The organism is Streptococcus massiliensis DSM 18628 (genome assembly GCF_000380065.1).
Lineage (GTDB): Bacteria > Bacillota > Bacilli > Lactobacillales > Streptococcaceae > Streptococcus > Streptococcus massiliensis.
The window spans coordinates 1-25,902 of sequence record NZ_KB904420.1; the positions used below are offsets into that span (position 1 = coordinate 1).

A 25,902-nucleotide genomic window follows, 5' to 3' on the forward strand; every position below is an offset into this window, starting at 1 on the left:
GACTCCTATGGTGTGACAATCTCACATTCTAGGAAAGGGAATTGTTATGACAATGCTCCTTGTGAAAATTTTTTCTCTCACCTCAAAAGTGAGTCTTTGACTTTATTTCCTCCAGAGAGTCAGAAACAGCTCATTCGCCAAATCAAAGACTATATAGACTGGTATAATATGGATAGACCGCAAGAAAAATTAAAAGGCATGACCCCCGTGCAATATCGGGAAGCATATCTTCATAACTAATACACTTTTTTACTGTCTATTTTAGTTGGGGCTTGACACTTTGGCTCAGTTTTTTTAATCTTCTTCTGGCTTAAGAGTTTCTTTTTTAGGCTCATAAGCTCTGATAATTTCTGCGACAACAGGGTGGCGCACCACATCCTTGGCTGAAAAATGGACAAAATCAATCTGCGGGATTTTCCCTAATTTTTCCTGAGCATCAATCAAGCCTGACTTGACATTACGTGGTAGGTCAATCTGGCTAATATCCCCATTGACAATCATCTTAGAATTGAAGCCCAGCCGCGTCAGAAACATTTTCATCTGCATAATGGTCGTATTTTGCGCCTCATCCAAAATGACAAAAGCATCGTCCAAGGTTCGACCACGCATATAAGCCAAGGGCGCAATCTCGATAATCTCGCGCTCCATCATGCGGCTGGTTTGCTCCTTGCCCAAAACTTGATAGAGGGCATCGTAGACAGGGCGCAGGTAAGGGTCCACTTTTTCCTTCAAATCACCCGGCAGAAAGCCCAGACTTTCGCCAGCTTCGACCGCAGGACGGGTCAAGATAATCCGCTTGACCTGACCGCGCTTGAGCGCTGTTACCGCTAGGGTCACAGCCAAAAAAGTCTTCCCAGTCCCTGCCGGACCAATCCCAAAGACAATATCATGGTGCTGGACACTATCGACATAGACCTTTTGTCCCAAAGTTTTGACCCGAATGGGCTTGCCATAGCTGTCCTTGATAATTTCCTCCTCATAAAGAGCCACGAATTTATCCATTTCATCATTTTTTACCATGCTAATCGCTGTCACCACATCGGGCGTACCAACAGTCATGCCGCGATTGACCAAGACCAAAAGCGCCTCAATCACCTGCCGCGCCTGCTCACAATTTTCTTCAGTGCCCAAGACCTGCACCACTTCTGTCCGCGCATGAATGACCACATCTAGCTCCTGCTCCAACAAGCGCAAGTGCCGCTCATTTGAGCCGAACAAATGAAAGGCATCATCCGGATGATGCAAAGTAATTTCTATTGAATGTTCTTGCAAAAAATTCTCCTCGAATATCTTTTTTTCTATTATAACAAAATTTGTACTTTTTAGAAATCTCGCATTTGTTTAATGCCCTTCATATTCCTCCCAAATCTGATCAAAATCACCGAGATTAAAGGAGAAGCTGGCATGTTCTTCCAAAAAGCGGCTGACCTCGTCAAAGTTATCCGTGTGCTTGGGAAAAGTCGGCTCATGAAAAGCCAGATCTGCCAAAATCGCCTTGGGCGCCTGGCTCTTAGGATTACGCTCGGTCATGAGCCAAGTATAAAATGATTTTCTCATATTTTGTTAAAGTCCTTTATATTTTCATTGATGTGAAGACTAGAGCTCTCACTTTTTCAGTAATTATTCTACCTTTATTTATCAGGTATAACCTTGAAAAGATAGTAAGTAATAAAAATTGTCAGAGCTAACAAAGCCAATTTAACCCAAATAACAGGAACAAGTAAAATCGAAATTCCCATCAGAATATAAATGGACACGATAACCTTTTTCTTCCGCTCACGTGCAATACTACCTGTCTCACGAAAGTCGGCAACATAAGTCTCATAAAGTCTCGTATGGCGAAGCCAATTCTCAAAACGCTCAGAACTACGTGAAAAACAGGCAATAGACAATAGCAAAAAGGGAGTTGTTGGCAAAAGCGGTAAAAAGACTCCAATAACGCCCAATCCTAGAGAAGCAAAACCTATAACAAAATACACCAATCTCATTTTCTCTCCCACTAAAAGAAGGGAGCCGCTACTCCTCTTTCTTCTTTTAAAATTTCTAAATCTTCGTCAGAGGAGTTGCCGTATCTGGAGACGTATCGTAAACCTGAAAGTCGTGCCCCACCGCCAAATCCGCTTGTGCCAGCTGGTTGACCATGGTCATGTGAGCCAGCTCCTTGATATTATTTTCCTTACTAAGGTGCCCCAGATAAATCTTCTTGGTGCGATTGCCCAGCGTACGAATCATGGTTTCAGCCCCGTCTTCATTGGACAAGTGTCCCTGGTCGGACAAAATCCGCTGCTTGAGGCTCCAAGGATAGGCACCGCTGCGCAAAATCTCAATATCATGATTGCTCTCAATCAGATAACCATCTGCGTTTTCGATAACGCCTGCCATTCGGTCACTCACATAGCCCGTATCGGTCAGCATGACAAAGCTCTTATCATCCTTCATAAAGCGGTAAAATTGCGGTGCGGCAGCATCATGACTGACCCCAAAGCTCTCAATATCCAAATCACCAAAGGTCTTGGTCTTGCCCATTTGAAAAATGTGCTTCTGTGCCACATCAATCTTGCCCAACTGGGACTCCATGGCTTGCCAAGTTTGCCCATTAGCATAAATATCCAAGTTATACCTTCGTGCCAAAACGCCCACACCATGAATGTGATCCTTGTGTTCATGGGTCACTAAAATCGCATCTAAATCCTCTGGCTTGCGGTCTATTTCTGCCAAAAGACTCGTAATCTTTTTGCCTGAAAGCCCCGCATCTACCAAAATACGTCTCTGGTCGGTTTCCAAATAAAAACAATTTCCACTTGAACCAGAGGCCAAAATACTATACTGAAATCCTTTTTCGCTCATTTCAACTTTCTAATTCATTTTCATTATCCCAGTCGTCATCTCGTACAGCATCTTTATCATACGGTAAAACAATAGTAAAGGTTGACCCCTCACCATAAATACTCTTTGCCCAAATAAAGCCGTGGTGCTGCTTGATAATTTCCTTGGCAATGGCTAGCCCCAGACCGGTTCCTCCCTGAGCACGGCTACGGGCTTTATCCACCCGATAAAAGCGGTCAAAAATCTTAGGCAAATCTTGCTTTGGAATTCCCAAACCTTCATCAGAAATGGAAATAATCAACTGACTTTCCGTGGTACGCATAGATACTGTGATTGTTCCACCATCAGGCGAATATTTGATCGCATTATTTAAGATATTATCAAGTACTTGAGTGATTTTATCCGTGTCAATTTCTACCCAAACTGGTGTAATCGGATAATTTCGCACTAGCTCATATTTTTTCTCATCATCCTGCTGCTTAATCTTGTCAAAACGGTTGAGGATAAAGGTGATAAAAGCTGTAAAATTTGTCCACTCTACATCCAAATGACTGGTCTCATTATCAATTCGTGACAAGCTCAATAAATCTGAAACCATCCGCATCATCCGATTGGTTTCATTGAGTGAAACCCTGACGAAGTCCGGCGCAACAGGCTCCGAAACCGCTCCTTCATCTAGCGCCTCTAAATAAGACTTGACACTTGTCAATGGTGTTCGCAATTCATGACTAACATTAGAAACAAAGAGACGACGTTCCCGTTCTTCCTTGTCTTGCTCAGTCGTATCATGTAAGACAGCCACCAGCCCTGATATAAAGCCACTTTCTCGCCGTATGAGGGCAAAGCGAACCCGCAGACTAATATATTCACCATTTTCATCCCGCGAATCAATAGTCAGTTCAGGCACCTTCGTCAACAATGTCCGCAAGTCATACTCTTCCTCAATCCCTAGCAAATCTAAAATGCTAGTATTGCGCACGTCTGCTTCTTTGACCCCCAGCTGCTTGGTAGCCATATCATTAATCATGATAATCTGCCCACGACGATTGGTCGCAAGCACTCCATCTGTCATATAGGACAAGATACTAGTCAAACGCTTGGTTTCTTGCTCCAAATTTTCATGAGTTAAACGAATGACCTCAGACAAGTCATTGATTGAATTGGTCATGTCAGTAATCTCAGGTCCCGACTGCATATCCAAAACTTCAGAATAATCTCCTGCAATCAGATCGTTAATCTTTTGGTTCAGTTGGCGCAGTTGTTTGTTATCCCGTCGATTTTCCAAAAAAAGCAGGGTCACAACTAAGATAAAACCTAAAATTAAAAGGGCGAAAATAAAATCACGCGATAAAATATACTGTCGAATGGTTTCAATCATTGTTTCTCATATAGTAACCAACGCCACGACGAGTCAAAATATACTCTGGGCGGCTCGGTACATCCTCAATCTTTTCCCGCAAACGCCGAACAGTCACATCGACTGTTCGCACATCGCCAAAATAGTCATAACCCCAAACGGTTTCCAGCAAATGTTCTCGTGTCATAACTTGTCCTATATGAACCGCTAAATGGTGCAAAAGCTCAAATTCGCGATGAGTTAAATCCAATTCTTCACCATGTTTTTTCACAACGAAAGCGTCTGGTAAAATCCGCAAATCACCGATTGCCAATTCTGCGGGGCCTTTATTTTCCTCATTCGCATCTGCGCTCAATTCAGAACGACGCAAAAGTGCCTTAACACGCGCTTGCAATTCACGATTTGAAAAGGGCTTAGTTACATAATCATCTGCACCAATTTCCAGTCCAATAACCTTGTCGAACTCGCTATCCTTAGCAGACAACACAATAATTGGCACATTTGAGGTCTTGCGAATTGTCCGTGCTACTTCAAGTCCATCTAGCTCCGGCAACATCAAATCCAGAATCAAAATATCTGGCTTTTCTGCTTCAAATTGCTCCAAAGCCTCACGACCATCAAAAGCCGTAACAACCTCGTAACCTTCTTTAACCATATTAAACTTAATAATGTCTGAGATTGGTTTCTCATCATCAACAACTAGAATTTTTTTCATATTTCTACATTACCTTTATTTAATATTTCTATTATAGCAGAATTCTTTGACTTTTTCACTTTTCAAATACATTACCGAAGATAACAATATTTCGCTTTTTTCAATCAAAACTTAAGATTATTTTAAGCAAAATTTAAAGAAAAAATGTATAATATAGAATGTTGAAAGGAGATTTTCAATTTCTATGGAAAACTATTCACGTTCAAATAAAAAGAAAACTGCCGGGACTACTGCTGATAGGCAGCCCACTGACTCACCCAAGTCAGCCACTCAACATATAAAAAAAGGCTTTTCTGCCTTTCAAAAAACCGTTGCGACAATTGGTAGTCTGCTGGGGATCATCATTTCTTGTATTACAATCATGAGTCTGCTTAATAAAAATAAAACAGAAACTCCTAAAACCCCAAGCACGAGTACTACAACTATTATTCGCGAAGTGGAAAAAAGTGGAGATAACACGAAAAGTCAGACAGCTGATCAAACAGAAACAAGCAGTCAGACAAATACCAGCTCATCAGGCGCTACTGATACCAGCTCTAACACAAATGCTACTAGTCAGGCTAGCTCAAGTACAGCCGCCAGCAGCCAAACGACAACTGATGATAACACTACTAGCTCATCCAGCTCACAGTAACGCAAAATATCCTACTGAAATAACTGGTTTATTAAGGAGACAAGAAAAAAGCGAACAGATTTTAATTGGCACATTCCAATAAGATCTATTCGCTTTTATTTTTGACTGAATTATCTTCCAACATTCTCTTTGCTAATCACTTTCATAAATGAAGAATGATTTTGCAACATGGATTCTTTTCTCTTAAATTTTATTCATAACGTAGAGCCTCAATCGGATCAAGTTTCGACGCCTTGTTGGCTGGGAGAAGACCAAAGATAATTCCGATAGCGGCAGAAAAAAGGACACTGATGACGACTGCACCCAGTGAGATAATTGGTGCTCCACCAAAGAAATCAGAAGCAAACATACCAATTAAAGTTGTCACACCATAGGCTAGTCCCAGACCAATTAAACCTCCAATTACTGTCAAAATCATAGATTCTACAAGAAATTGTAATAGGATATTTCCACGAGTTGCACCAAGCGCCTTACGCAATCCAATCTCCCGCGTTCGTTCGGTTACGGATACCAGCATGATGTTCATCACTCCGATACCACCGACTAAGAGGGCGATCCCTGCGATCGTCCCAATAACCGCCGTCATAACAGAAAGCAGTTGATTGATCTCTTTTAATAAACTATCCGCATTTAAAACTTGAAACTCCCCACGAGTTACTCCAGAGATTTTTGTCAACTCTTTAGCTGCGGCAACACCTACTTCGCGGATGCGAGATGGATCTGGTATGTGGACAACAACTTGACTGATCTCATCTGTGCCAAATTCTGCTGCTACTTGTGTATTAGCCATAACCGCTTCTCCACCACCATTTTTTACAACAGTCAGAGAAGCCTGAGCATCCGGATCTGTATAAACTCCAATAACACGATAAGAATTACCGTCTATAGAAACCAACTTGTTCAGGGATTCCTTTTCGCTTCCATATAATCTCTGAGCCAAAACATCGTCCAGCATGACTACTCTGGAAAAACCTCGATAATCATTGCTTGTCAAGGAACGTCCAGCCAGGATATTATACTTTTTCACCTTAAAAAATGTTGAATTGACGCCAGTGATACTGATATTTTTGGCTTCCTTATTTTGCGAACTAAAGGTAGCCACGGCATTATTCGTCACATAGTAGCCGTCAATTCCATTAATTTTAGCGACTTCTTTAATCCAGCTTTCCTGAATGACAGGTTGGGTAATAGAAGCCAAGTCTTCTTCAGATTCCTCCGAATCATCCGAATTTCTCGCACTTCCAAATTCTTGAAGATAGTTACTTCTCCGTGGTGAAAAGAAAATCTGAGAATTCTGCTGGGATTTTGATAGAGATTTGGCTTGACCATCTTTCATTCCCTCACCTAAAGCCGTAATGATAACAACAGACGCCACACCGATGATAATCCCTAACATGGTTAAAAGAGAGCGCATCTTGTGTCCCCAGATAGAGCTAAGGGCAAATTTAATATTCTCCATACTTAATTTCCTCCCTTACCACTGTCTTCGGTGATAACTCCGTCACGGATAACGATTTTCCGTTTGGCATATTCAGCAATTTCGGGCTCATGGGTAACCATGATAATTGTTTTTCCTTCACGGTTAAGTTCTGTCAAAAGCTCCATGATCTGCACACCTGTTTTGGTATCCAAAGCCCCTGTTGGTTCATCTGCTAAAATTAGCGATGGATCATTGACCAATGCGCGCGCAATCGCAACCCGTTGTTTCTGACCTCCTGAAAGCTCGGATGGCAGGTGGTGCATCCGCTCATCTAATTCTACTTTTTTCAAAAATTGCTCAGAGAGTTTCTTGCGCTTTGACTGAGAAACTCCTGCATAAATCAAAGGCAATTCAACATTTTGCAGAGCATTTAATTTTGACAAGAGAAAAAACTGCTGAAAGACAAATCCGATTTGATCATTACGAACCTTGGCTAATTTCTTTGCGGAAATAGCAGCTACATCTTTTCCTTCTAAATAATAGTGCCCACTGCTTGGGCGATCCAGCATGCCAATAATGTTCATAAGAGTAGATTTACCAGATCCAGAAGGTCCCATAATAGCAACAAATTCACCCTTGGTCACCTCAAGACTGACATCTTTCAAAACTCTTAGTTCTTGATCGCCATTACGGTAGGTTTTATTGATTTTTTCAATTTTAATGAGTGGCTGCATCAGCTTTCACCTCCTGACCTTCTTTCATGTCAGTGGTTGGGTTAGTGATAACTTTAGCGTCTTTAGTCAAACCAGTTTTAACTTCCTGATTTTCAGCATCCGCATTTCCTAATGTTACTTCGATTTTTTTGGCCTTACCCTTATCATCAACCCAGACATAACTCTTTTCTCCGTCTGCAACGATACTGCTAACGGGCACCAGCAAACTCTTGCTATTATTTTTGACTTCCATATTAACCTTAAAGCCTTGCTTTAAATCACCAATCTCGCTCGTAAAATCAACCGTAAACGGATATTTGACTCCGCTATCTGCACTTGCCCCTGTGCCTGCTGCTGAGCTTTGAGAATCTTTTGGATAGTTAGAAATATAGCTAATTTTACCAGTCCATTTTTTATCTGGATAAACTTTCGAGCCAATCGTCACCTCTTGCCCAACTGATAGATTTGCTAGATTATACTCTGATAATTCTCCTTTAATTTGCAGGTTCCCATTGCTAACAACATGTACCAAGGTCTGGTTAGAACCTGTCGTTGATTTAGAAACATCACGGTTCACTTCCACAACTGTACCGGCTGTAGTCGCTGTCACTGCAGTTTCATTAAGAACTGCTTGGGCTTTATTGACTTCCGCCTCTGCATCCGCTCGATTATCTTGTAATTCGCGTAATTGTTCGTCAACTGTCCGTTGAGTTGAGGCAATATTTTTATTGTCCGTCTCTTCATCACCAGTCAGATCAACTGTTGTGCCGTAGGTTTTAAGATTATAAATTTGGCGATCAATCTTATTAAGTGCACGACTAGCTTTATCATATGCATCCTGTGCATCACGGCTGCTATACTGAACCAAGGTCTGACCAACTGTTACTTGGTCTCCAACATTGACAAGCACGCTATCCAAAGTTCCCTTGGTTGCATCATAATAAACAAATTGTTCACCACTTGAGACAACATTTCCAGACAAAAGGACAGAAGAAGCTACAGAGCCTTCCTTAGGGGTTACTGTTTCTAAACTAGTCTCAGTTTGGCTGGACGATGAATTTCCACCGCCAAAGAGAAGATAGCCTCCTCCCACAACAACTACAACAGCACCAGCAATCATACTGATCCATTGCCATTTTTTTAACTTTTTCATCTTTATTCTCCTCCTGATGAAAATCTTTTTCTCACAATTATTATACCAAAATTTATATTGTTTTATGCAGTTAAGCCTGAATGGTCAGGATTTTGCCATGAATGGTAAATTTTAGCTAAATAAAACTCATTTGTACTATATAAATAATACAAAAATACAGAATATTTGTCAAGAATTTTCTATAAATTTTCCCTCCGTAGCAGATTTTTGCTTTCCTCTATCAAAAACGATAAAATGAGTTATCATTTATTATAAGGAGTATCTATGAAAGAATTTGATATTATCGCTATTGGTGGCGGAAGCGGCGGAATTGCCACCATGAATCGTGCGGGCGAGCGTGGAGCTAAACCTGCCGTGATTGAAGAAAAGAAACTCGGCGGAACCTGTGTCAATGTAGGATGTGTCCCTAAAAAAATCATGTGGTACGGCGCCCAAGTCGCTGAAGCAATTCATAAGTTTGGGCCAGACTATGGTTTTAGTTCTGAAAAATCAAATTTTGATTTTTCAACCCTTCGCAAAAATCGTGAGTCTTACATCGTTCGAGCTCGTTCTTCCTATAACGGGAGTTTTGAGCGTAACGGTATTGAGCAAATCCAAGGACGTGCTCGCTTTATTGACAAGCAAACTGTTGAAGTCAATGGCGAACAGATTCGTGCCAAGCACATCGTCATTGCCACAGGTGCTAAAGCTGCTATCCCTGATATCCCTGGTAGAGAACTTGGTGAGACTTCTGATGACGTATTCGCTTGGGAGGCACTACCGCAGTCTGTCGCCATTGTCGGCGCTGGCTATATCGCTGTAGAGCTAGCCGGCGTGCTCAATAGCCTTGGTGTTAAGACCGATCTTTTCGTGCGTCGCGATCGACCTTTGCGTAACTTCGATAGCTATATTATTGATGGTTTGCTAGAAGAAATCGAAAAGTCTAACCTCACTCTTCACACACATAAAATTCCAAGCAAAGTTGAAAAACAGGCTAACGGACTTTTAGAAATCCATTTTGAAGATGGAACCTCCCACCAAGCTGAACACGTGATTTGGGCGATTGGACGCAAACCAAACATTGACGGACTTAACCTCAAAGCCGCTGGTGTTGAACTAACGGACAAGGGATTTATCAAAGTTGACGAATTTCAAAACACCACCAGTTCTGGTATTTATGCCATTGGTGATGTGACTGGCCAAAAAGAGTTGACACCAGTCGCTATCAAGGCAGGCCGACTCTTAGCCGAACGACTGTTCAATGGCCAAAGTGAAGCCAAGATGGATTATGAGAATATCCCTACCGTCGTCTTTAGCCACCCAGCTATCGGAACAGTTGGTCTGATCGAAGAACAGGCACGCACCAAATACGGCGATGAACAAATCAAGGTCTACACTTCCAGTTTTGCTTCCATGTATTCTGCGGTAACCAGCCAGCGCGAGCTAACTAAGATGAAACTCGTTGTCGCTGGAACTGACGAAAAAGTCGTCGGTCTTCACGCCATTGGCTATGGTGTAGACGAGATGATCCAAGGTTTTGCTGTTGCCATCAAGATGGGAGCCACTAAGGCTGATTTTGACGCTACTGTTGCTATCCACCCGACTGGGTCTGAAGAGTTCGTCACCATGCGTTAACAAGTTTATTATAAGGAAAAAGAGAAAGTCCTTCCATAACTTTCTCTTTCATTTTGTACCTTAAATCTTACATTTTTGTAAGATTAATTATTCGCCCCAGACATCTGCAACAATTTCACGAAAGTCTGTCTTTGATTATAACAGGAATACAGGATCAACTCAAGATTTATAGCTAATCCTATTTCTTTTAGAGAAGTATAAGTTTAAGCTATAACCACATTTTCACTTTGCAAGTTTTTATTTTTTTGATATGATAAATGCACATCTATTTCTTGAATAGGAGTTCATTATGAAAAAAGCAAAGATCTTTTTTACAACTATCTTTCTCTTAATTTTCAATATCTTTGGACTTTTAGCCTTTGCCTATCTTTTCCTGCGCAGAAAAACAAGCAAACGAAAGAAAAAATAGAGCAGCTTACTGCCCTATTATTGATTTTGAAAAGCCTTGATCATCACTTCAAATTCTTCATTGGTTAGAGTAATTCCCTTGCCCATTTTAGTGTGATCAGGACTCCAAGCCCGAATGTCATATTTGGCTGGTGCACCATTAAAACTAACGCGATTGAGTTCCTTTGTCCAACCTTTATCGTTTTCAGAAAGCACTAAAAGGTGTTCTTCAATTTCAAAAGTAAATTCTGCCATATTTCTTTTCTCCTTTCTACCTATAAATTCGTAAAATTTTACGAATTTTAAAGAAATAGGGTATAATATATTGTAACAAGTTGTGGAGATTTTAGCCATGAAAAAGTTTTTAAAAATGCTGGTTGAGCGAACCAGCGAATTTGTAACAAATCGTAAGCAAGGAGGAGAGCCTGTTAAATTCTCTCCCATTGTATCGATGATCCAACTCGCTTTGCAAAAAAAGTCAGGTGTCCATGTTATTTTTCAAGATAAAAGTTTTACTGGTGATATTGTTAAATACGATCAAGAACGAGAACAACTCATTGTGAAAAACTTTCAAAAAAATATGACTGTCATCATCCGAGTTCCGGATATTAAGCGAATTCGCCTAGTCCCAAATACTATTCGTGAAGCACAAACTAAAAAAAGTTAGGAAAATATTCCTAGCTTTTTTAATCTCTGAAATAAATATCCTTATGTAACTGACAACGAGGATTAAAGGCACGACCACAGAATGGACAGTGTGTTGCTGATTCGTATTGAGCAAGTGTCAATTCTGATTGGCAAACACCACAAAGGACAACCTTGTCACTTGTCAGACTTTTTGGGTAAGCTGTAAAGGAATGTTCGTTTAGAAAATCATGACATTGGTAGCAGGCATAATATTTTTGACAAGTAAAACATTTAAGCGCTACTATATCCAAGTCTGTATGATAGTGTTGACAGCGCGTTTCTTTATCTAAATTCACTCCATAAACTTTGATCATTTGTCACCTTGACTAATTAATTGATTTTTAGGCTCGGACAGTTACGCTGGTACCGTCTTCCTTGTACAAATTAATTAAGCCCTCTTTACGAGCTCTTACCATATCACCTGATTTGACTGGCCGCTCCATTTTAATTGTTAAGAGCTCCATTGGCTTAGCTGCACGGTCAATTTTATTTCCTAAAGCATCTGTCAACTCCCTGATGTAGGTATCAAAATGGCGGAAACCGGGACCGTAAAACTCCACTTGGTCGCCCTCGTTAATGACATTGCGCTGGCGAATGGTAGCAAGCTGCGCTTCAGGGTCGTAGGCAACCACTTCTGCGACAAATTTGTATTCTGGAATTTTGCGACGAGCACCAAAGAGTTGTTCGTTTTCTGTTGGCGTGCCATAGTAAAAGCCAGTCGCTAGCTCTCTCTGCGCCACCTTCCACAGCTCGTCCACCAAGTCCTGCTTAATGGCTTCAAACTTGGCTGGGCTTTCCAGATAAGCATCGACCGCCGCCTTGTAGCAATTCGACACGGTAGACACATAATGAATGGACTTCATCCGCCCTTCGATTTTCAGGCTATCGACCCCATTTTCAATCATATCAGGAATATGGTCAATCATCGACATATCAACTGCCGACATGGAAAATTCTTCAGGAATTTCACCCTTGAGACTGCGCCGCTCTTGCCCAAAAGGCATATCAAACAAATCGTATTTCCAGCGACAAGACTGGGAACAACCACCACGATTGGCGTCCCGTAAACTCATGTGATTGGACAAAGTACAGCGTCCTGAGTAGGAAATACACATGGCACCGTGAACGAAAGCTTCAATCTCCACATCAGTTCGTTTGCGGATTTCCGCCAACTCTGCCATGGATACTTCGCGAGCAAGCACAACTCGCGTCAAGCCCAAATCCTTCCAAAATTCCAAGGTTTCATAATTGGTCGCGCTGGCTTGGGTAGAAAGATGAATATCCAGTCCCGGCGCCTCAGTCGCACAGGTGGTAATCAAAGCTGGATCCGAAACAATAACCGCGTCCAAGCCCATATCACGCAATTCACGAAACCAAGCACCCGATCCTGCTTCATTTCCCTCGTGGGTAACCATATTAGCCGCCACATAGACCTTAGCCCCACGGTCATGGGCATAGTTGATACCCTCTCGCATGTCTTCCATGCTGAAATTTCCTGCACGGCTGCGCAAACCATACTGCTGACCACCAACAAAGACAGCATCAGCCCCGTAGTCAATAGCAACTTTCAATTTCTCCAAAGTTCCAGCAGGTGCCAAAACCTCAGGACGTTTTAATTTTTTTGTCATATTTTCACTCTTTCTCATTTACAGTATAAAAATATCAATTAAAGCAGTTCCCATTTTAACGGAAAAAGCTTTTAAAATCAAGATTTTAATCTCGTGAAAAACTGATCTACTCAATAAAAAAGATTGAGAAATGACTCAATCTTTAATTTTTACCAACACAATCTTGACACAGGTGTAAACTGACTACTAGTAACAGAGTACTTGATAAATTTTTTCTTACTTGACCAAATCTGGATCAAAGTCGTAAAAACCTGTATCCAAAAATCTATTTTTCGGATGATATTTGCGTAATTCTTCGTCAAGAAGATAAGCTTGGTCAGCTGTCCAAGTTCCTGTTTCAATCGCTTCACGTGCTTGAATAAACAACTTGACAATTGTCACAAAATTTTCACCCGGACAATAAATACCATCTAATTTCCAATGGGTAAAATGATATTTAACAAGTTCATCCAGCTTACTCATCAAATCCAAGTCATTATTTGCAAAGATATGAGTCCCGTGATTATCTTCAAAAATAGAATAATGACTCTGTGGGTCGCTTGGTTCTGCCAAGAAAAGGTCGCGTTCACGTGTTTTTTCATCATCAATCTTTGTAAAATTATAGTAGTTCTGCAACAGCGGACGCTTGGAATGATGAATAACACTGGCTCCATAAACTAAAACTTCTGCCGGAATTTCAAGATTTTCTGACATTTTAAATAACTCAGCTGCTGGAATTTCTCGCGCTAAAACAGCCTCTGCTGCTCCTGCCTTCTGGTGCCAAAAATTAATCTGACGACTACTTGTCACCATCGTTGAAGCATCATAGATTGTTTTAAAAGAATAGCCTTCACGTTTAACTACGTAAAAAACACCAGCATCACCGATCGTAATATAATCTGTTCCAATTTCTTCTAAGAAATCCAAGTAGGGTTTTAAATTATCCATCATATCTTGGTGCATGAGCGCATTGACTGCAACTGTCAAACTTCCACCAGCTTCATGTACCATATCTGCAATAGTTTTTAACTCTTCCCACTCAAATGTATGAGGTAAACGAAGACCATATTTTTTGTCTCCAACGTAAATTCGATTGACACCAACAGCAAGTAAGTCTGACACTTGTCTGATACTTTCTGCGGTGGCTGTAATAATTATTTTTTCCATAATTTTTATTATAACAAACTTCAAAAAAATGTAAATATTTTTTAATAAAAAGAAAAGAATCTGTTATTGTAACCTTTTTGTAATATTTGGAGCCTCAAAAAATGATATGATAGTATCATACAGAACGATAGAGACATTGACACTAGTAGGAGAGAAAAATGGCAGTAAGAAAGTACCAATCTTTTGATCAAGAAGATTATCTATATCAAGAACAAACACAAGAAAATTTAGAAAATCAGGCCCCACTTTATCAAGATTATTTACCTGAAGCAGAAACTGCTCCTAGGCTTAGCGAGTTGCTCTTCTTTTTAAATATTGCAGTATTTTGTATTTTAACAATTGTTTTTAGCTTCGTCTTTCTTTCGCTAAAAATGCAGACTTTCTTTTCGGTCGGGCTAGCAGTGATCGCCAGTTTGGCAACTATTCAGGCCTATCGTTTGATTATGACAAAAGAAAAAAATACGGACGACAAATAGGTCGTTCGTATTTTTTATATTCTCACCAAGCATAATGGGGCTCTTCGCAGGCTACCATCGCTGCTAAAAGTTCTTCAGGAGATACTTTCTTGAGTCCAGCGTAAACTGGATCTTGTACTTTTGGGGATGGATCTATGTAGTATAATGCGGTAATATCTTGTCCATCAGAACTGAGTTGATAACCTGTTCCAACGACATTATGTTCCCCCTTTGTCACTCCCGGATAAAGAACAGCATTGTTGACAGTATAGTAAAGTGGGTAGCCATCATCAATATCACGCTTGAGACGGTACTTAAAAAGACGCATGTCTTCTGAGTTTGGATCACTTGAAGTCACAGTCGCTAAACGATAACCTGCCTGACTTCCTGTTGGATTCTCGTAACCAAAGAGTTGCTGATTAAGTACACGGATTGCATTTACATTATGAGTTCCGAAATTCTCATCCGTTTCCATAAGGGTGGCTAAAGTATCCTGATCAACTGTCAAACCTCTGCTTGCCAAAATCATACTAACCGCTGTGGGAGCACAAGTGTTCCAACGTCTTTGCACTTGCATAGGAACTTCCAAGCGATGGACTAAGCTTGGGGCTGGACTAGCAGTTTCTGACGAAGGTCTGCTCTCGGTGGATGAACTCGCTTGTGACTGCGAGCTACTTTGATTTCCCGTTTTAGAAGAACTAGACTGTGAAGTTGTACTAGATGAAGAAGTTTGACTTGATTGACTAGGCTTTGATGTCTTATGACCACAAGCAAATAAAAATAGAATGATTAAAATCCCAGCCAATAAACTTATTTTCTTGACCATTATCATTCTCCTCCATTTCTTATATTCTGTAAAATTAAAGGACAATTCTCTCCGACCTAATAATAACCTTTTTCTCTATTTTTTACAACTTAAAATAAGGGAGCGGGACAGCTCCGACAGTCCTTCTGACTATTGAAGTTTATGGAGAAAGCAAGCACAGTTTGTCACATAAAAAGGAACCGACAATGGTTCGATTCCTCTTTTATTCATTTTCTGTTTCTGCTGCTTCTTTTTCCTCATCCAAGTCTACAATGATTTCCTCACTAGGCTCGTCTGTGCTAAACTCATTGACCTTCTCTTTAACTTGGTTAAAGAGGTCTGCTGTTGTCAGGTTCTCTTTGTTAATTTTTTCTTTGATTTCTGAAAATTTATCTTGTGAAAAATTGACCGCTTCCTGAGCTCTATCTTTCACTGCATCTACTACAGATTCTGCTGTAAGTTCACCTGACTGAACTTTTTCTTTTACACTTGTAAAAGTATCTGTTGCTTGCTTAGAAAAATCACTGGCAGATTGGACAACATTATCTCGAAAATCTTCGGGATTCTCTTTGATATCATTAAAGAAATTGACTGCTTTTTTTGTCAATTCTTTCCCCTTGGGAGTGGTTAGAAAAATGGCTGCGGCCGCTCCTGAAAGCCCGCCGAGTAAAATGGATGAAAATTTTCCCATGTGAAAACCTACTTTCTATTTTTTCGTTTTTTTAGTGACTTTTACTTCTTTGTCCTTTTGATTGTTCTTAAACAATTTCCCAATGAGACCAAGGACAAGACCCGCTTTTACATTGTTACCCGCTGAAGTTGCTTTTGATCCAAGATGACGTGCTGAAGTATTGAGGTCAGACACGGTTTCAGACAGGTCAGCAACCGCTTCAAAGAGAGGGTCAATCGTCGCTACCTTACCATTGATATCATCTGCCAAAACATTCACCTTAGCTAGGAGCTCATTGGTTTGGTAGAGGGTTACGTTGACATCTGTAGTCAGAACCTGAATTGTCTGTTGGGTTTCATCAACTACATTACCCAACTTTTTGACGAGCAATACAGTATAAATGATTAAAATGATAAGTGCTAAAGCGACAACTGTGTATGCAATTTCTAACATATTTTACTCCTATTTTTCAAGATAATATGGAACCTTAGGTTTACGGTGTTGATAAGTAATTAATGCAATTCCTCCAAGAATTAGAAGACCAGACAACCACTGAGAAACACGCAAGCCCACAAACATAAGGCTGTCTGTCCGCATTCCTTCAATAATCATGCGACCAAAACCATACCAAATTAAGTAAAAGCCTGTCACATCTCCTCGTTTCAGAAAATTTGGTCTTCGACGGAGGAACAAAATAAGAACAAAACCAAGCAAATTCCACGAAGATTCATAGAGAAAAGTCGGCTGACGATAACTTCCATCGATATACATTTGTTTGCGGATAAAAGATGGTAGATAGTTTAGACTTTTGACTGCTGCGCCATAAGCCTCTTGGTTGATAAAATTCCCCCAGCGACCGATAGATTGGGCAATCATGACACTAGGTGCTGCAATATCTAGGAAGTCAAGTGGCTCAATAAAACGCTTACGAGCAAAGAGCCACAAGACCAATGCACCTGTTAACAATCCTCCGTAAATAGCAATTCCACCATTCCAAATGGCAAAAATCTCAGCTGGGTGTTTTGCGTAGTAAGACCACTGAAAGATAACATAATAAAACCGCGCTCCGAGAATTGCCAGAGGAAAGGCAATCAAAATAAAATCTAAAACGTCGTCTGATTTCATTTTCCGTCTAGGTGCTTCTTTCATTGACAGATAAACTGCTAATACCAGACCTGTCACAATACAGATCGCATACCAACGAATACTGAATGGCCCTAATTGAATAGCAACTGGATCAATCATGGCTCACCTCATTTTCACTAATCAACTTGGTCAGGCGTTCTTCAAAAGTCTTAGTAGCATCAAAGCCCATTTCTTTTGAACGGTAGTTCATAGCTGCTGCTTCGATAACCACAGAAATATTTCGTCCTGTCTTAACTGGAATGCGAATCCGCGGAATACGGACACCAGAAACCTCAAATTCTTCGGCACTATTACCCAAACGGTCAAAAGTCTTGCTCACATCATAATTTTCAAGATAAACCGCTAACTGCACTTGGGAAGAATCCTTCACCGCGCTCGCGCCGTAAAGACTCATGACATCAATAATTCCCACACCACGAATTTCTAAAAGATGGCGAAGAATTTCAGCCGGCTCTCCCCACAGAGTCATCTCGTCCTTGGCATAAATATCTACACGATCATCTGCCACAATCCGATGTCCTCGCTTGACAAGTTCAAGCCCTGTCTCACTTTTACCAATCCCACTATCACCTTGGATCAGCACTCCCATACCATAAATATCCATGAGTACACCATGAACACTGGTTCGTTCTGCCAATCGTGAATCTAGATAGCTGGAAATTTCACCAGATAGACGACTAGTTGGCGCTTTCCCCTGTAGAATGACAATTCGTTTTTCACGCGCCGCCTGAATCATCTCCTCTGGAACTTCAAGATTGCGTGCAACAATGACAGCAGGTGTCTCTAGCTGAAACATCTTTTTCATCACTTGATAGCGGTTGTGCGAAGTCATATGCTGGAGATAAGACCACTCTTTCATCCCAATCAACTGAATACGCTCGGGCGAGTAATAGTCAAAATAGCCCGTCATCTCAAGTCCCGGTCGGGAAATATCAGATGTAGTAATTTCCTTATTAAAGAGTTCCTCATCTCCATGAATCACTTCTAAACAAATCTTATTCATGAGGTCTTTCACTCGTACTGGCATAAAAAGCCCCCTTATGATTTTATGCTTCTATTATAGCAAATTTTTAGTCTAAAAGAGACTTTAACAGTCGTTTTTGGTCAGAAAATAAGAGATTTTTTTCCATGAAAGCGGGTAAATCCTGTAGAACCAGCCAGAGATGAAAATCTGTTTCGCCTTTTTGGTAGCAAATATTCTCCTTGTCACCAGAAACTTGCGCCAGATAATAATCAAAATGACACTGATCTTTGACAGAAGTTTCTTTGGCAATCAAGGTCAGCTCTTCGGGCACAAGTCCCGTCTCTTCCTTGAGCTCGCGGTAGGCTGCTGCCTGACTACTTTCTCCTTGCAAAACGCTTCCACCCGCACCGCATTCGTAGTAGAGTGGATAGAGCTCTTTTTCCTTGCTGCGTCGCATAAAAAGAAATTCGCCGTCTGCATGCCGCACCAAAACATTGACGCAGAGATGAAACTGCCCCTGCGGAATAGTCTGCCCCCTTTGCAAACGATTGGAGCACTGTTTTCGATTGATGTCATAAGCATCCCAAATTTCCATATTTTCTCCTTTATTAGTTTTAATAACAAAAACTTTATAAGCAAAAAACCTGAGATGTTGATCTCAGATTTATATTCTCGACGGTATGTTTGCTTTTACCAGAACCAACCGTCCTTGTCATCAATCTGCTCAGCGTCCTTTCGTTTACGAGGACCAGTACCATATTTCTCTCGATCAACATCTTCTTTGTAAGGTAAAATTACAGATAAGGCAATGTAGATGACAATACCTATTCCAAAATTAAAAATTGTGAAAAGGACAAAGAGAAAGCGAACCAGACTAACATCAAAGCCATATTTGTCAGATAAACCAGCCAAGACTCCATCTACCATTTTTCCTCGTTTTAATTTGTAAAATTTCGTTTGCATGTCTCTTCCTCCCGTTTTATGTTTCTAGTTTTATTTTAGCAAATTTTCATAAAAAAAAATCAGCCCTTAGGCCGATTTTAATCAAAATTATAAAAATATTAATCTGTAATATGTTGTGATTTAGGAGTAATGTATTCTAACTGCTGCGCACTTTTAGCATCAATCACTCGAAAAGAGACCAAACGCGGAGAAAATTTTCCATACTCAGAGATTAGAACGGCACCACTTGGAAAGACTTTTTCAACTACTGCTACTTGTCCTTGACTTCCGGCCTTTTCCTGACCCGGCTGAAGAGAGACAACCGTACCAACCTTAACTTCCTTTTTGACTTCATAGCCTTGTTGGCTTGCAGACGATGACCAATTTTTTGGTTCTGCAAAGTTTGTTTCCAACTTACCACCTAGCTGGCTCATTCGATTAAAAGCGTAGCGAGCACTTGTGTCTGTGTAATTTTCAGCACCAGGATAATCTTTGCCATCATAGTCAGGATAATCACCGTCAGGATAGCGTTCTAGTAAAGTCTTATCCGTAGGCTGATCGTACTTAGTCAAATCATAAGCTTCAATTAGAGCGTCCAACTTTTTATTATAATTCTTGTCAGTCGCGTAAAGTCCTGTCAGCGCTTTTGTTGCCGCTTTATAATTAGGAGCATTCTTCTTCCAAACTGCTTGATAAGTTGCTGTCCGAATCAAGTCTACATAGTCTTTAAGTGACGCACGATAGTCAGGATAGGAGCGAAAAGCATCCTTAATTGTGTGAAATTTACCTGTACCATCATCCTCTTGTGTAGACATGGTTACACTAGAACCTTGATATGCGCCTTTGATTCCAAACAGGTTATGGTGAGGCGGCTGCGCTAGACCCGAATTTCCACTACCAGACTCTAAAATCGCTTGAGCAATCATGACAGAGGCGTAAATATCATTTTCCTGACCTAGGGTTCGTGCATCTTCGCCGATCTTTTTAATAAATTCCTGAGTTGTATAATTGACAGAAACCGTGAAATCAGGTTCTTTGTCATCATTTTCTTTCTTCTCAATACCTGCTTGCTTTTCTTTTTCGGCTTTTGATTCTTCTTCCTTAGGTTTTCCTTTATCTTTATCTTCATCAGATTTCTTCTCTGAGGAACTACTGATAGAAGAACTTGAGCTGCTTGTACTTCCTGAAGAACTGCTAGATGAGCTAGTTGTACTTGAATCTTTACTTGTTTGAGAAGAGGTTGAAGATGTTTCAGGTTCTGAGTTTGTAGTGGATTTTGGTACTTCGTCTGCTAAGACTGCTAATTGTCCTAAAACCAATGTTGCAAATAAGCCCATATAAATCCATTTTTTCATACTTTTTTATTTTTCCTTTATTCTTTCTAGTATTCCTCGACACTTCCCACAGCGATATTTTTTTGTGTCAATTCGCCGTTGCCGATAATAATTTGTTTTACATTTTTTGCACTGGTAAATCAAGGATTTTCTGACAGGCGTGTGGCTAGGAGCGTAGCGAAGCCCGTCCACCTGCTTCAGCAAGTCTTTAAAATCCTTGTCGCGGTGGCGATAACCCTTTTGCTCATCATAAAGATGATAATGGCAGAGTTCGTGACGAACGATTTTCCGAAAGGTCTCTAAGCCAAAGTGCTCATAGATTTTCGGATTGAAATCCAGATGTCTGTCCTTGGGAAAAAAGCGCCCACCGGTCGTTTTCAAACGCTTATTCCATGCGGCTTGATGACGAAATTCTTTGCCAAAATCCTCCCGCGAAACCTGCTGAACATAGCTAGTTAGATCCATTTGGCGCGACCAGAGAAAGGTTGACCTTTTCTCGCTCCATATCTAGCTTGTCCACCCAGACAGTCACCAAATCACCGACTGATAAGACTTGACTCGGATGTTTGACATAATTTTTACTCAATTTTGAGATATGAATCAAACCGTCCTCATGGATACCGATGTCAACAAAGGCCCCGAAATCAACGACATTGCGGACAACCCCTTCGAGTTTCTGCCCGATTTCCAAATCTTTAATATCCAGCACATCTTGCCGCAAAACAGGAGCTTCAAAAGAATCACGCAAATCGCGACCAGGTTTGAGCAGGTCTGCAATGATGTCCTTGAGCGTCTCTAGCCCCAGCTCCAACTCTCGTGCCAATTCCTTGATTTGAACAGTCTTGAGCTTGTCTTGCCCCGCCTGATCGAGCTCTACAATGCCTAGATGCTTAAAAAGCTGAGCAACCGCTGGATAACTCTCTGGATGCACGCCTGTGTTGTCCAGCAGATTGTCGCTTTCTGGAATGCGCAGGAAACCCGCCGCCTGCTCAAAGGCTTTGGCACCCAAGCGCGGAACCTGCTTGATTTCCTCGCGCGACTTAATCACGCCCTGCGTCTCGCGGTATTTGACGATGTTTTCAGAAATGGTTTTGTTGAGCCCTGCCACATGAGCCAAGAGAGCAGCGCTTGCTGTGTTGATATTGACACCGACTTGGTTGACCACGGTATCAACCACGAAGTCCAGGCTTTCGGTCAGTTTCTTCTGGCTGACATCGTGCTGGTACTGACCGACACCGATTGATTTGGGGTCGATTTTGACTAACTCTGCCAAAGGATCCTGCAAGCGTCTGGCAATCGAAATCGCTGAGCGCTTCTCTACCGTCAATTCCGGGAACTCTTGCCGCGCTAATTCGCTCGCTGAATAGACTGATGCTCCGCTTTCATTGACGATGACATAGCTGACTTGTGGGTGCTCCTTCAAAACTTCTGCTACAAAGGCTTCGCTTTCTCGACTGGCCGTTCCATTTCCGATAGCAATGATTTCCACACCGTATTGACCCAAAAGGTCAGACAAGTCTTTTTTAGCAGTTTCAATTTGTGCGGGCTTGGCTGGCGCCACTGGATAGATGACTTGCGTCGTCAGCATTTTTCCCGTCGCATCAACAACGGCAAGCTTAGCTCCTGTCCGAAAAGCTGGGTCAAATCCCAGTACCACGCGCCCTTTCAAGGGAGCAATCAAGAGTAGGTTGCGCAAATTGTCAGAAAAAAGCTGGATAGCACCGTCTTCTGCGGCTTCGGTCAACTCCGTCCGAATGCGTCGCTCCATAGCTGGCAAAATCTTCTTTTTGACTGCCTGCTGAATGGCTTCATCTATATATTCATTTTTCACCTTAAATCTTACGGCAAAAAAGCGTAAAATTCTCTCTAAATTGTGCTCAAAGGTGACCTTTAAAATTCCTAGTTTTTCACCGCGATTGAGTGCCAAGGTACGGTAGCCCTGCATGCTCGCTACCTTTTCTGAAAAATCATAGTAAATCTGAAAGACCTGCTTGTCATCCAAGGTCTCGTCCTTGAGCTTAGAAATAATGCTGGAATTGGTCAAGAGCTCGTGATAGGTCCAAGAGCGCAGCTTGACATCTTCTGAAATCGCCTCAACCAAGATATCGACAGCTCCTGACAGGGCAGCGTCAGCAGTTGGAAAGGTCTCATTGGTTAATTTTTCAGCTTCTGCTTGCAAATTTGGAGCGTCTTGCAGAATAAGGCGCGCCAAAGGGAAAAGCCCATTTTCTCGCGCAATGGTCGCCTTGGTCCGTCGTTTTTCCTTGTAGGGAAGATAAAGTTCCTCCACATCTGCTAGCTTTTCAGCCGCTTCAATTTCAGCGCGCAGCTGGTCAGTCAGCCTGCCCTGCTCTTCAATCTTGGCTAAAACGGTCGCTTTGCGCTCTGCTAGATTGGTCAAGGACTTATCCAAATCAATAATGGCTTTGATTTCGACCTCGTCTAGATTTCCCGTCATTTCCTTGCGGTAGCGAGCGATGAAGGGAATGGTGTTGCCCTCTGCTGTCAACTCTAATACTTTAGCAATCTGATGTTCAGTAATTGATAACTGATTTGCAATTTTTATTTTATTCTCCATGACTATTATTATATCAAAAATTCGGATAAGTTTCCATAATCAAAGTATTTACTGAAATGTAACTTAATTTATTATCATATTTTTGACCATAATTTCTTCATCAACCTTCTCAAACATTCATTGTCTAACTTTTGCTATCTCCAACATTTGAGTGTATAATATTAGAAAAACAGAAAATGCGAGGTGCCACCATGGCTGTAAAATTTACTAAAACAGATGATTTAGACAAAATGTTTGAAGAATTTGCTAAACTCCCTGATCTGGAGCAAGTAGAGTTTCCAGATGATAAGAAAAAAGATCCAAAGAAAGCACAGGCTAAATAAGCATGAGCTTCTTTTCTTCTTTGCCGACCAGTGTTTTGCAGGCTGGAGCCATTTTTCTTTCCATCATTATTGAAGCGCTGCCCTTTGTTCTACTTGGGAGCATTATTTCAGGGATTATCGAGGTTTATATTACGCCGGAAAAAGTCTATCGTTACTTACCTAAAAATAAATGGCTGCGTATCTTTTTTGGTACTTTTGTCGGTTTTATTTTCCCCTCTTGCGAATGCGGGATCGTTCCTATTATCAATCGCTTTTTGGAGAAAAAAGTGCCTAGCTACACGGCTGTCCCTTTTTTGGTGACCGCTCCGATTATCAACCCAATTGTCCTTTATGCTACTTACTCAGCTTTTGGAAATTCTTGGAAATTTGCTCTCCTACGGGCTCTAGGAGCTTTTATTGTGGCCTTGGTTTTGGGGATTTTTCTAGGTTTTATAACTTCGCCGAATATTCAAAAAATGGAGCGTAAAATTGCTCATGAACATGATTTTACTCACCTATCAGTCGGAAAAAAAGTTTTTCAGGTCTTCGTACAGGCTATTGACGAATTTTTCGATATGGGGCGTTATTTAGTCTTTGGCTCCCTTTTTGCTAGCCTCGTTCAGGTCTACGTTCCAACTAGGATTTTAACCTCCATCAGCGCGACACCTGCCCTTGCTATTTTGCTGCTCATGCTTTTGTCTTTCCTACTTTCTCTTTGTAGCGAGGCAGATGCTTTCGTTGGCAGTTCACTCTTGACAAGTTTTGGCTTTGCACCGGTTCTCGCTTTTCTGGTGATTGGTCCTATGCTCGATGTGAAAAATCTAATGATGATGAAATCCTATTTTAAGACTCGCTTTATCGGTCAATTTGTAGGATTAGTCGTTCTCACTGTCTTCCTTTATTCACTACTTATGGGGGTCGTGGTATGATTCGATTTTTAATCTTAGCAGGCTATTTTGAGCTGACTATGTATCTACAGTTATCTGGAAAACTTAATCAGTATATCAATCTTCACTACTCTTATCTGGCCTATATTTCCATGATTTTGTCCTTTATCCTAGCAATTGTACAACTCATTATCTGGATGAAACAGCTAAAAACGCACAGTCATCTACATGGAAAATGGGCACAATTCGCATCTAAGGCGCTGTTGGCTGTTCCTTTAGCTATTGGACTACTTTTCCCGACTGTTTCCTTGAATTCCGAAACAGTATCAGCCAAGGGCTTTCACTTCCCACTTGCGGCAGGAACCTCTAAAGACATTCAGGCTGACGAAGGAACAACCAGCCAATACTTGAAGCCTGATACCTCAGCATATTTCACAAAAAATGCTTATGACAAAGAAATGAGGGCTACCGCTAACAAATACTTAAAAAAAGATCACATTACAGTCACCACAGAAAATTATATGGAGGTCATGGAAGTTCTCTATGATTATCCAGATGAGTTCACTGGGAAAACGCTCGAATTTACCGGTTTCGTCTACAACGACCCGAGCGACAGTAATCAACAGTTTCTCTTTCGTTTTGGCATCATTCACTGTATCGCCGACTCAGGGGTCTACGGTATGCTAATTACTGGCAATACCCAGCATTATGATGATAACACTTGGATTCATGCCAAAGGCAAAATTGCCATTCACTATCACAAACAATTAGGGCAAAGTTTACCAACACTAGAAGTGGAAAGTTTTGAAAAAGTTGACAAACCAGATAACCCTTATGTCTACCGAGTATTCTAGCCAAAACTCCAAGCCTGATTAGGCTTGGAGTTTTTAACGTTTTCCCTCCCACTCAGCATAAAATTGCTCTAAGTAGTTTTCCATAAAGGCATGGCGTTTCTGGGCTAAGGCTTTGCCCGTCTGCGTATTCATTCTCTCTTTTAGTTTCAATAATTTCTCGTAAAAATGCATAATAGCGGTTCCTTCAGTTGAGCGGTATTCTTCCAAGGTTAGATTTTCACGCGGCGCAAGGTTTGGATCGTAAATCGGTCGCCCTTTGGCACCCGAATAAACCATAGCCCGTGCAATGCCGATTGCTCCTAGCGCATCTAATCTGTCCGCATCTTGGACAATCCTCCCTTCTAAAGTTAGAGGTTTTTTAGGCGCTTGTCCGGCTTTAAAAGACATATTTACAATAATATCCATAACTGAAACAACTGCTTCTGCTGGCAGATTTTGCGCCTCCAGCCAGCTACGCACTTTAGCCAGCCCCGCTTCTTCGCTCATGTTTAGTTTGGCGTCAGCCACATCATGCAGGAGAGCAGCCAAGTGGCAAATAAAAGCATCCGCCCCTTCTTCCTCAGCAATTCTCAAAGCCATTTTCACTACGCGTTCGATATGAAAATAATCATGTCCAGTAGTATCACCTGCCAACTGTTCCTTGACAAAATTTTCTGCTTTTTGAATGATTGATTTTTCCATTAGT

32 protein-coding genes are annotated in these 25,902 nt (G+C 41.2%); 8 read left to right on the forward strand and 24 right to left on the reverse strand.

The window, feature by feature from the left end; genetic code table 11:
- Positions 1-240, forward strand: a 240-nt coding sequence (locus tag A3I3_RS0108330) for an IS3 family transposase (RefSeq protein WP_018371054.1), incomplete at its 5' end; no start/stop codon positions are given.
- Positions 241-294: 54 nt separating this feature from the next.
- Here A3I3_RS0108330 and A3I3_RS0108335 read toward each other — a convergent pair.
- The 6 genes from A3I3_RS0108335 to yycF form a co-directional block, all read right to left on the reverse strand.
- Entirely contained in the window at positions 295-1,272 is a 978-nt protein-coding gene (locus A3I3_RS0108335; RefSeq protein WP_018372256.1) for a PhoH family protein, read from the reverse strand.
- A 69-nt stretch (positions 1,273-1,341) separates the two neighbouring features.
- Positions 1,342-1,557, reverse strand: coding sequence for a YozE family protein (locus tag A3I3_RS0108340; protein ID WP_019231828.1), 216 nt, complete (start codon positions 1,555-1,557; stop codon positions 1,342-1,344).
- Positions 1,558-1,631: 74 nt separating this feature from the next.
- Complete coding sequence (locus tag A3I3_RS0108345) at positions 1,632-1,988, reverse strand: YbaN family protein (protein ID WP_018372258.1); 357 nt, start codon at positions 1,986-1,988, stop codon at positions 1,632-1,634.
- 55 nt (positions 1,989-2,043) lie between these two features.
- Positions 2,044-2,847, reverse strand: a complete 804-nt coding sequence (locus A3I3_RS0108350) for an MBL fold metallo-hydrolase (RefSeq protein WP_018372259.1) — start codon at positions 2,845-2,847, stop codon at positions 2,044-2,046.
- Position 2,848: 1 nt separating this feature from the next.
- On the reverse strand, positions 2,849-4,204 hold the full coding sequence (gene vicK, locus A3I3_RS0108355) for a cell wall metabolism sensor histidine kinase VicK (protein WP_018372260.1): 1,356 nt from the start codon (positions 4,202-4,204) through the stop codon (positions 2,849-2,851).
- On the reverse strand, positions 4,197-4,898 hold the full coding sequence (yycF, locus tag A3I3_RS0108360; protein ID WP_018372261.1) for a response regulator YycF: 702 nt from the start codon (positions 4,896-4,898) through the stop codon (positions 4,197-4,199). The genes vicK and yycF overlap by 8 nt, the downstream gene beginning before the upstream one ends.
- A gap of 184 nt (positions 4,899-5,082) precedes the next feature.
- Here yycF and A3I3_RS0108365 point away from each other — a divergent pair, with 184 nt between their 5' ends.
- Entirely contained in the window at positions 5,083-5,532 is a 450-nt protein-coding gene (locus tag A3I3_RS0108365) for a DUF6556 family protein (protein ID WP_018372262.1), read from the forward strand.
- 190 nt (positions 5,533-5,722) lie between these two features.
- On the opposite strand, the gene A3I3_RS0108370 is transcribed toward A3I3_RS0108365, so the two are convergent.
- The 3 genes from A3I3_RS0108370 to A3I3_RS0108380 are packed head-to-tail and all read right to left on the reverse strand — an operon-like array spanning position 5,723 to position 8,818.
- Entirely contained in the window at positions 5,723-6,991 is a 1,269-nt protein-coding gene (locus tag A3I3_RS0108370; protein WP_018372263.1) for an ABC transporter permease, read from the reverse strand.
- A 2-nt stretch (positions 6,992-6,993) separates the two neighbouring features.
- The gene (locus A3I3_RS0108375; protein WP_018372264.1) at positions 6,994-7,686 is read right to left on the reverse strand and encodes an ABC transporter ATP-binding protein; all 693 of its coding nucleotides are present in this window, start codon (positions 7,684-7,686) and stop codon (positions 6,994-6,996) included.
- Positions 7,670-8,818 (reverse strand): efflux RND transporter periplasmic adaptor subunit, encoded by a 1,149-nt coding sequence (locus A3I3_RS0108380; RefSeq protein ID WP_018372265.1) that lies wholly within the window; start codon positions 8,816-8,818, stop codon positions 7,670-7,672. The genes A3I3_RS0108375 and A3I3_RS0108380 overlap by 17 nt, the downstream gene beginning before the upstream one ends.
- 264 nt (positions 8,819-9,082) lie before the next feature.
- On the opposite strand from A3I3_RS0108380, the gene gorA reads away from it, so the two are divergent.
- Positions 9,083-10,432: a glutathione-disulfide reductase gene (gene gorA, locus A3I3_RS0108385; protein WP_018372266.1), complete on the forward strand. Its 1,350-nt coding sequence runs from the start codon at positions 9,083-9,085 to the stop codon at positions 10,430-10,432.
- A 426-nt stretch (positions 10,433-10,858) separates the two neighbouring features.
- Here gorA and A3I3_RS0108395 read toward each other — a convergent pair whose 3' ends face one another.
- Positions 10,859-11,074 carry a YdbC family protein gene (locus A3I3_RS0108395; RefSeq protein WP_018372268.1) on the reverse strand — a complete coding sequence of 72 codons (216 nt, stop codon included), beginning with the start codon at positions 11,072-11,074 and terminating at the stop codon, positions 10,859-10,861.
- A gap of 97 nt (positions 11,075-11,171) precedes the next feature.
- Here A3I3_RS0108395 and A3I3_RS0108400 point away from each other — a divergent pair, with 97 nt between their 5' ends.
- Positions 11,172-11,486 carry a hypothetical protein gene (locus tag A3I3_RS0108400; protein ID WP_018372269.1) on the forward strand — a complete coding sequence of 105 codons (315 nt, stop codon included), beginning with the start codon at positions 11,172-11,174 and terminating at the stop codon, positions 11,484-11,486.
- A 19-nt stretch (positions 11,487-11,505) separates the two neighbouring features.
- Here A3I3_RS0108400 and A3I3_RS10650 read toward each other — a convergent pair whose 3' ends face one another.
- The 3 genes from A3I3_RS10650 to A3I3_RS0108410 form a co-directional block, all read right to left on the reverse strand.
- On the reverse strand, positions 11,506-11,820 hold the full coding sequence (locus tag A3I3_RS10650) for a CHY zinc finger protein (RefSeq protein ID WP_081600726.1): 315 nt from the start codon (positions 11,818-11,820) through the stop codon (positions 11,506-11,508).
- 27 nt (positions 11,821-11,847) lie between these two features.
- Positions 11,848-13,134, reverse strand: a complete 1,287-nt coding sequence (locus A3I3_RS0108405) for a peptidase U32 family protein (RefSeq protein WP_018372270.1) — start codon at positions 13,132-13,134, stop codon at positions 11,848-11,850.
- A 216-nt stretch (positions 13,135-13,350) separates the two neighbouring features.
- The gene (locus A3I3_RS0108410; protein WP_018372271.1) at positions 13,351-14,280 is read right to left on the reverse strand and encodes a peptidase U32 family protein; all 930 of its coding nucleotides are present in this window, start codon (positions 14,278-14,280) and stop codon (positions 13,351-13,353) included.
- Positions 14,281-14,438: 158 nt separating this feature from the next.
- Between A3I3_RS0108410 and A3I3_RS0108415 the strand changes: the two genes are divergently transcribed.
- Positions 14,439-14,756, forward strand: a complete 318-nt coding sequence (locus tag A3I3_RS0108415; RefSeq protein WP_018372272.1) for a DUF3270 family protein — start codon at positions 14,439-14,441, stop codon at positions 14,754-14,756.
- Between the two features lie 22 nt (positions 14,757-14,778).
- On the opposite strand, the gene A3I3_RS0108420 is transcribed toward A3I3_RS0108415, so the two are convergent.
- From A3I3_RS0108420 to A3I3_RS0108465, 10 genes are all read right to left on the reverse strand, one after another.
- Complete coding sequence (locus A3I3_RS0108420; RefSeq protein WP_018372273.1) at positions 14,779-15,561, reverse strand: C39 family peptidase; 783 nt, start codon at positions 15,559-15,561, stop codon at positions 14,779-14,781.
- 202 nt (positions 15,562-15,763) lie between these two features.
- On the reverse strand, positions 15,764-16,231 hold the full coding sequence (locus tag A3I3_RS0108425) for a YtxH domain-containing protein (protein ID WP_018372274.1): 468 nt from the start codon (positions 16,229-16,231) through the stop codon (positions 15,764-15,766).
- 15 nt (positions 16,232-16,246) lie between these two features.
- Positions 16,247-16,663, reverse strand: coding sequence for a DUF948 domain-containing protein (locus A3I3_RS0108430; protein WP_018372275.1), 417 nt, complete (start codon positions 16,661-16,663; stop codon positions 16,247-16,249).
- 9 nt (positions 16,664-16,672) lie between these two features.
- Entirely contained in the window at positions 16,673-17,455 is a 783-nt protein-coding gene (lgt, locus tag A3I3_RS0108435) for a prolipoprotein diacylglyceryl transferase (protein ID WP_018372276.1), read from the reverse strand.
- Positions 17,448-18,383, reverse strand: a complete 936-nt coding sequence (hprK, locus tag A3I3_RS0108440; protein ID WP_018372277.1) for an HPr(Ser) kinase/phosphatase — start codon at positions 18,381-18,383, stop codon at positions 17,448-17,450. Before hprK ends, lgt begins: the two co-directional genes overlap by 8 nt.
- A gap of 43 nt (positions 18,384-18,426) precedes the next feature.
- A complete protein-coding gene (locus A3I3_RS0108445) occupies positions 18,427-18,915 on the reverse strand; it encodes an NUDIX hydrolase (RefSeq protein WP_018372278.1) in 489 nt (162 codons plus the stop codon).
- A 95-nt stretch (positions 18,916-19,010) separates the two neighbouring features.
- Positions 19,011-19,283, reverse strand: a complete 273-nt coding sequence (locus A3I3_RS0108450; protein ID WP_018372279.1) for a PspC domain-containing protein — start codon at positions 19,281-19,283, stop codon at positions 19,011-19,013.
- Between the two features lie 98 nt (positions 19,284-19,381).
- Positions 19,382-20,617 (reverse strand): glucosaminidase domain-containing protein, encoded by a 1,236-nt coding sequence (locus A3I3_RS0108455; RefSeq protein ID WP_018372280.1) that lies wholly within the window; start codon positions 20,615-20,617, stop codon positions 19,382-19,384.
- Between the two features lie 6 nt (positions 20,618-20,623).
- On the reverse strand, positions 20,624-21,061 hold the full coding sequence (locus A3I3_RS0108460; protein ID WP_018372281.1) for a SprT family protein: 438 nt from the start codon (positions 21,059-21,061) through the stop codon (positions 20,624-20,626).
- Complete coding sequence (locus A3I3_RS0108465) at positions 21,048-23,174, reverse strand: Tex family protein (RefSeq protein ID WP_018372282.1); 2,127 nt, start codon at positions 23,172-23,174, stop codon at positions 21,048-21,050. Before A3I3_RS0108465 ends, A3I3_RS0108460 begins: the two co-directional genes overlap by 14 nt.
- Positions 23,175-23,365: 191 nt before the next feature.
- Here A3I3_RS0108465 and A3I3_RS11255 point away from each other — a divergent pair, with 191 nt between their 5' ends.
- From A3I3_RS11255 to A3I3_RS0108480, 3 genes are read left to right on the forward strand one after another with little or no spacing between them, the layout of a single operon-like run.
- Positions 23,366-23,497: an SPJ_0845 family protein gene (locus A3I3_RS11255; protein ID WP_019231827.1), complete on the forward strand. Its 132-nt coding sequence runs from the start codon at positions 23,366-23,368 to the stop codon at positions 23,495-23,497.
- 2 nt (positions 23,498-23,499) lie between these two features.
- Entirely contained in the window at positions 23,500-24,405 is a 906-nt protein-coding gene (locus A3I3_RS0108475) for a permease (RefSeq protein ID WP_018372284.1), read from the forward strand.
- Complete coding sequence (locus A3I3_RS0108480; RefSeq protein ID WP_018372285.1) at positions 24,402-25,217, forward strand: TIGR03943 family putative permease subunit; 816 nt, start codon at positions 24,402-24,404, stop codon at positions 25,215-25,217. Before A3I3_RS0108475 ends, A3I3_RS0108480 begins: the two co-directional genes overlap by 4 nt.
- Positions 25,218-25,250: 33 nt before the next feature.
- Here the strand turns inward: A3I3_RS0108480 and A3I3_RS0108485 are convergent, their stop codons facing one another.
- Positions 25,251-25,898 carry an HD domain-containing protein gene (locus A3I3_RS0108485; RefSeq protein ID WP_018372286.1) on the reverse strand — a complete coding sequence of 216 codons (648 nt, stop codon included), beginning with the start codon at positions 25,896-25,898 and terminating at the stop codon, positions 25,251-25,253.
- Positions 25,899-25,902 lie beyond the last annotated feature (4 nt).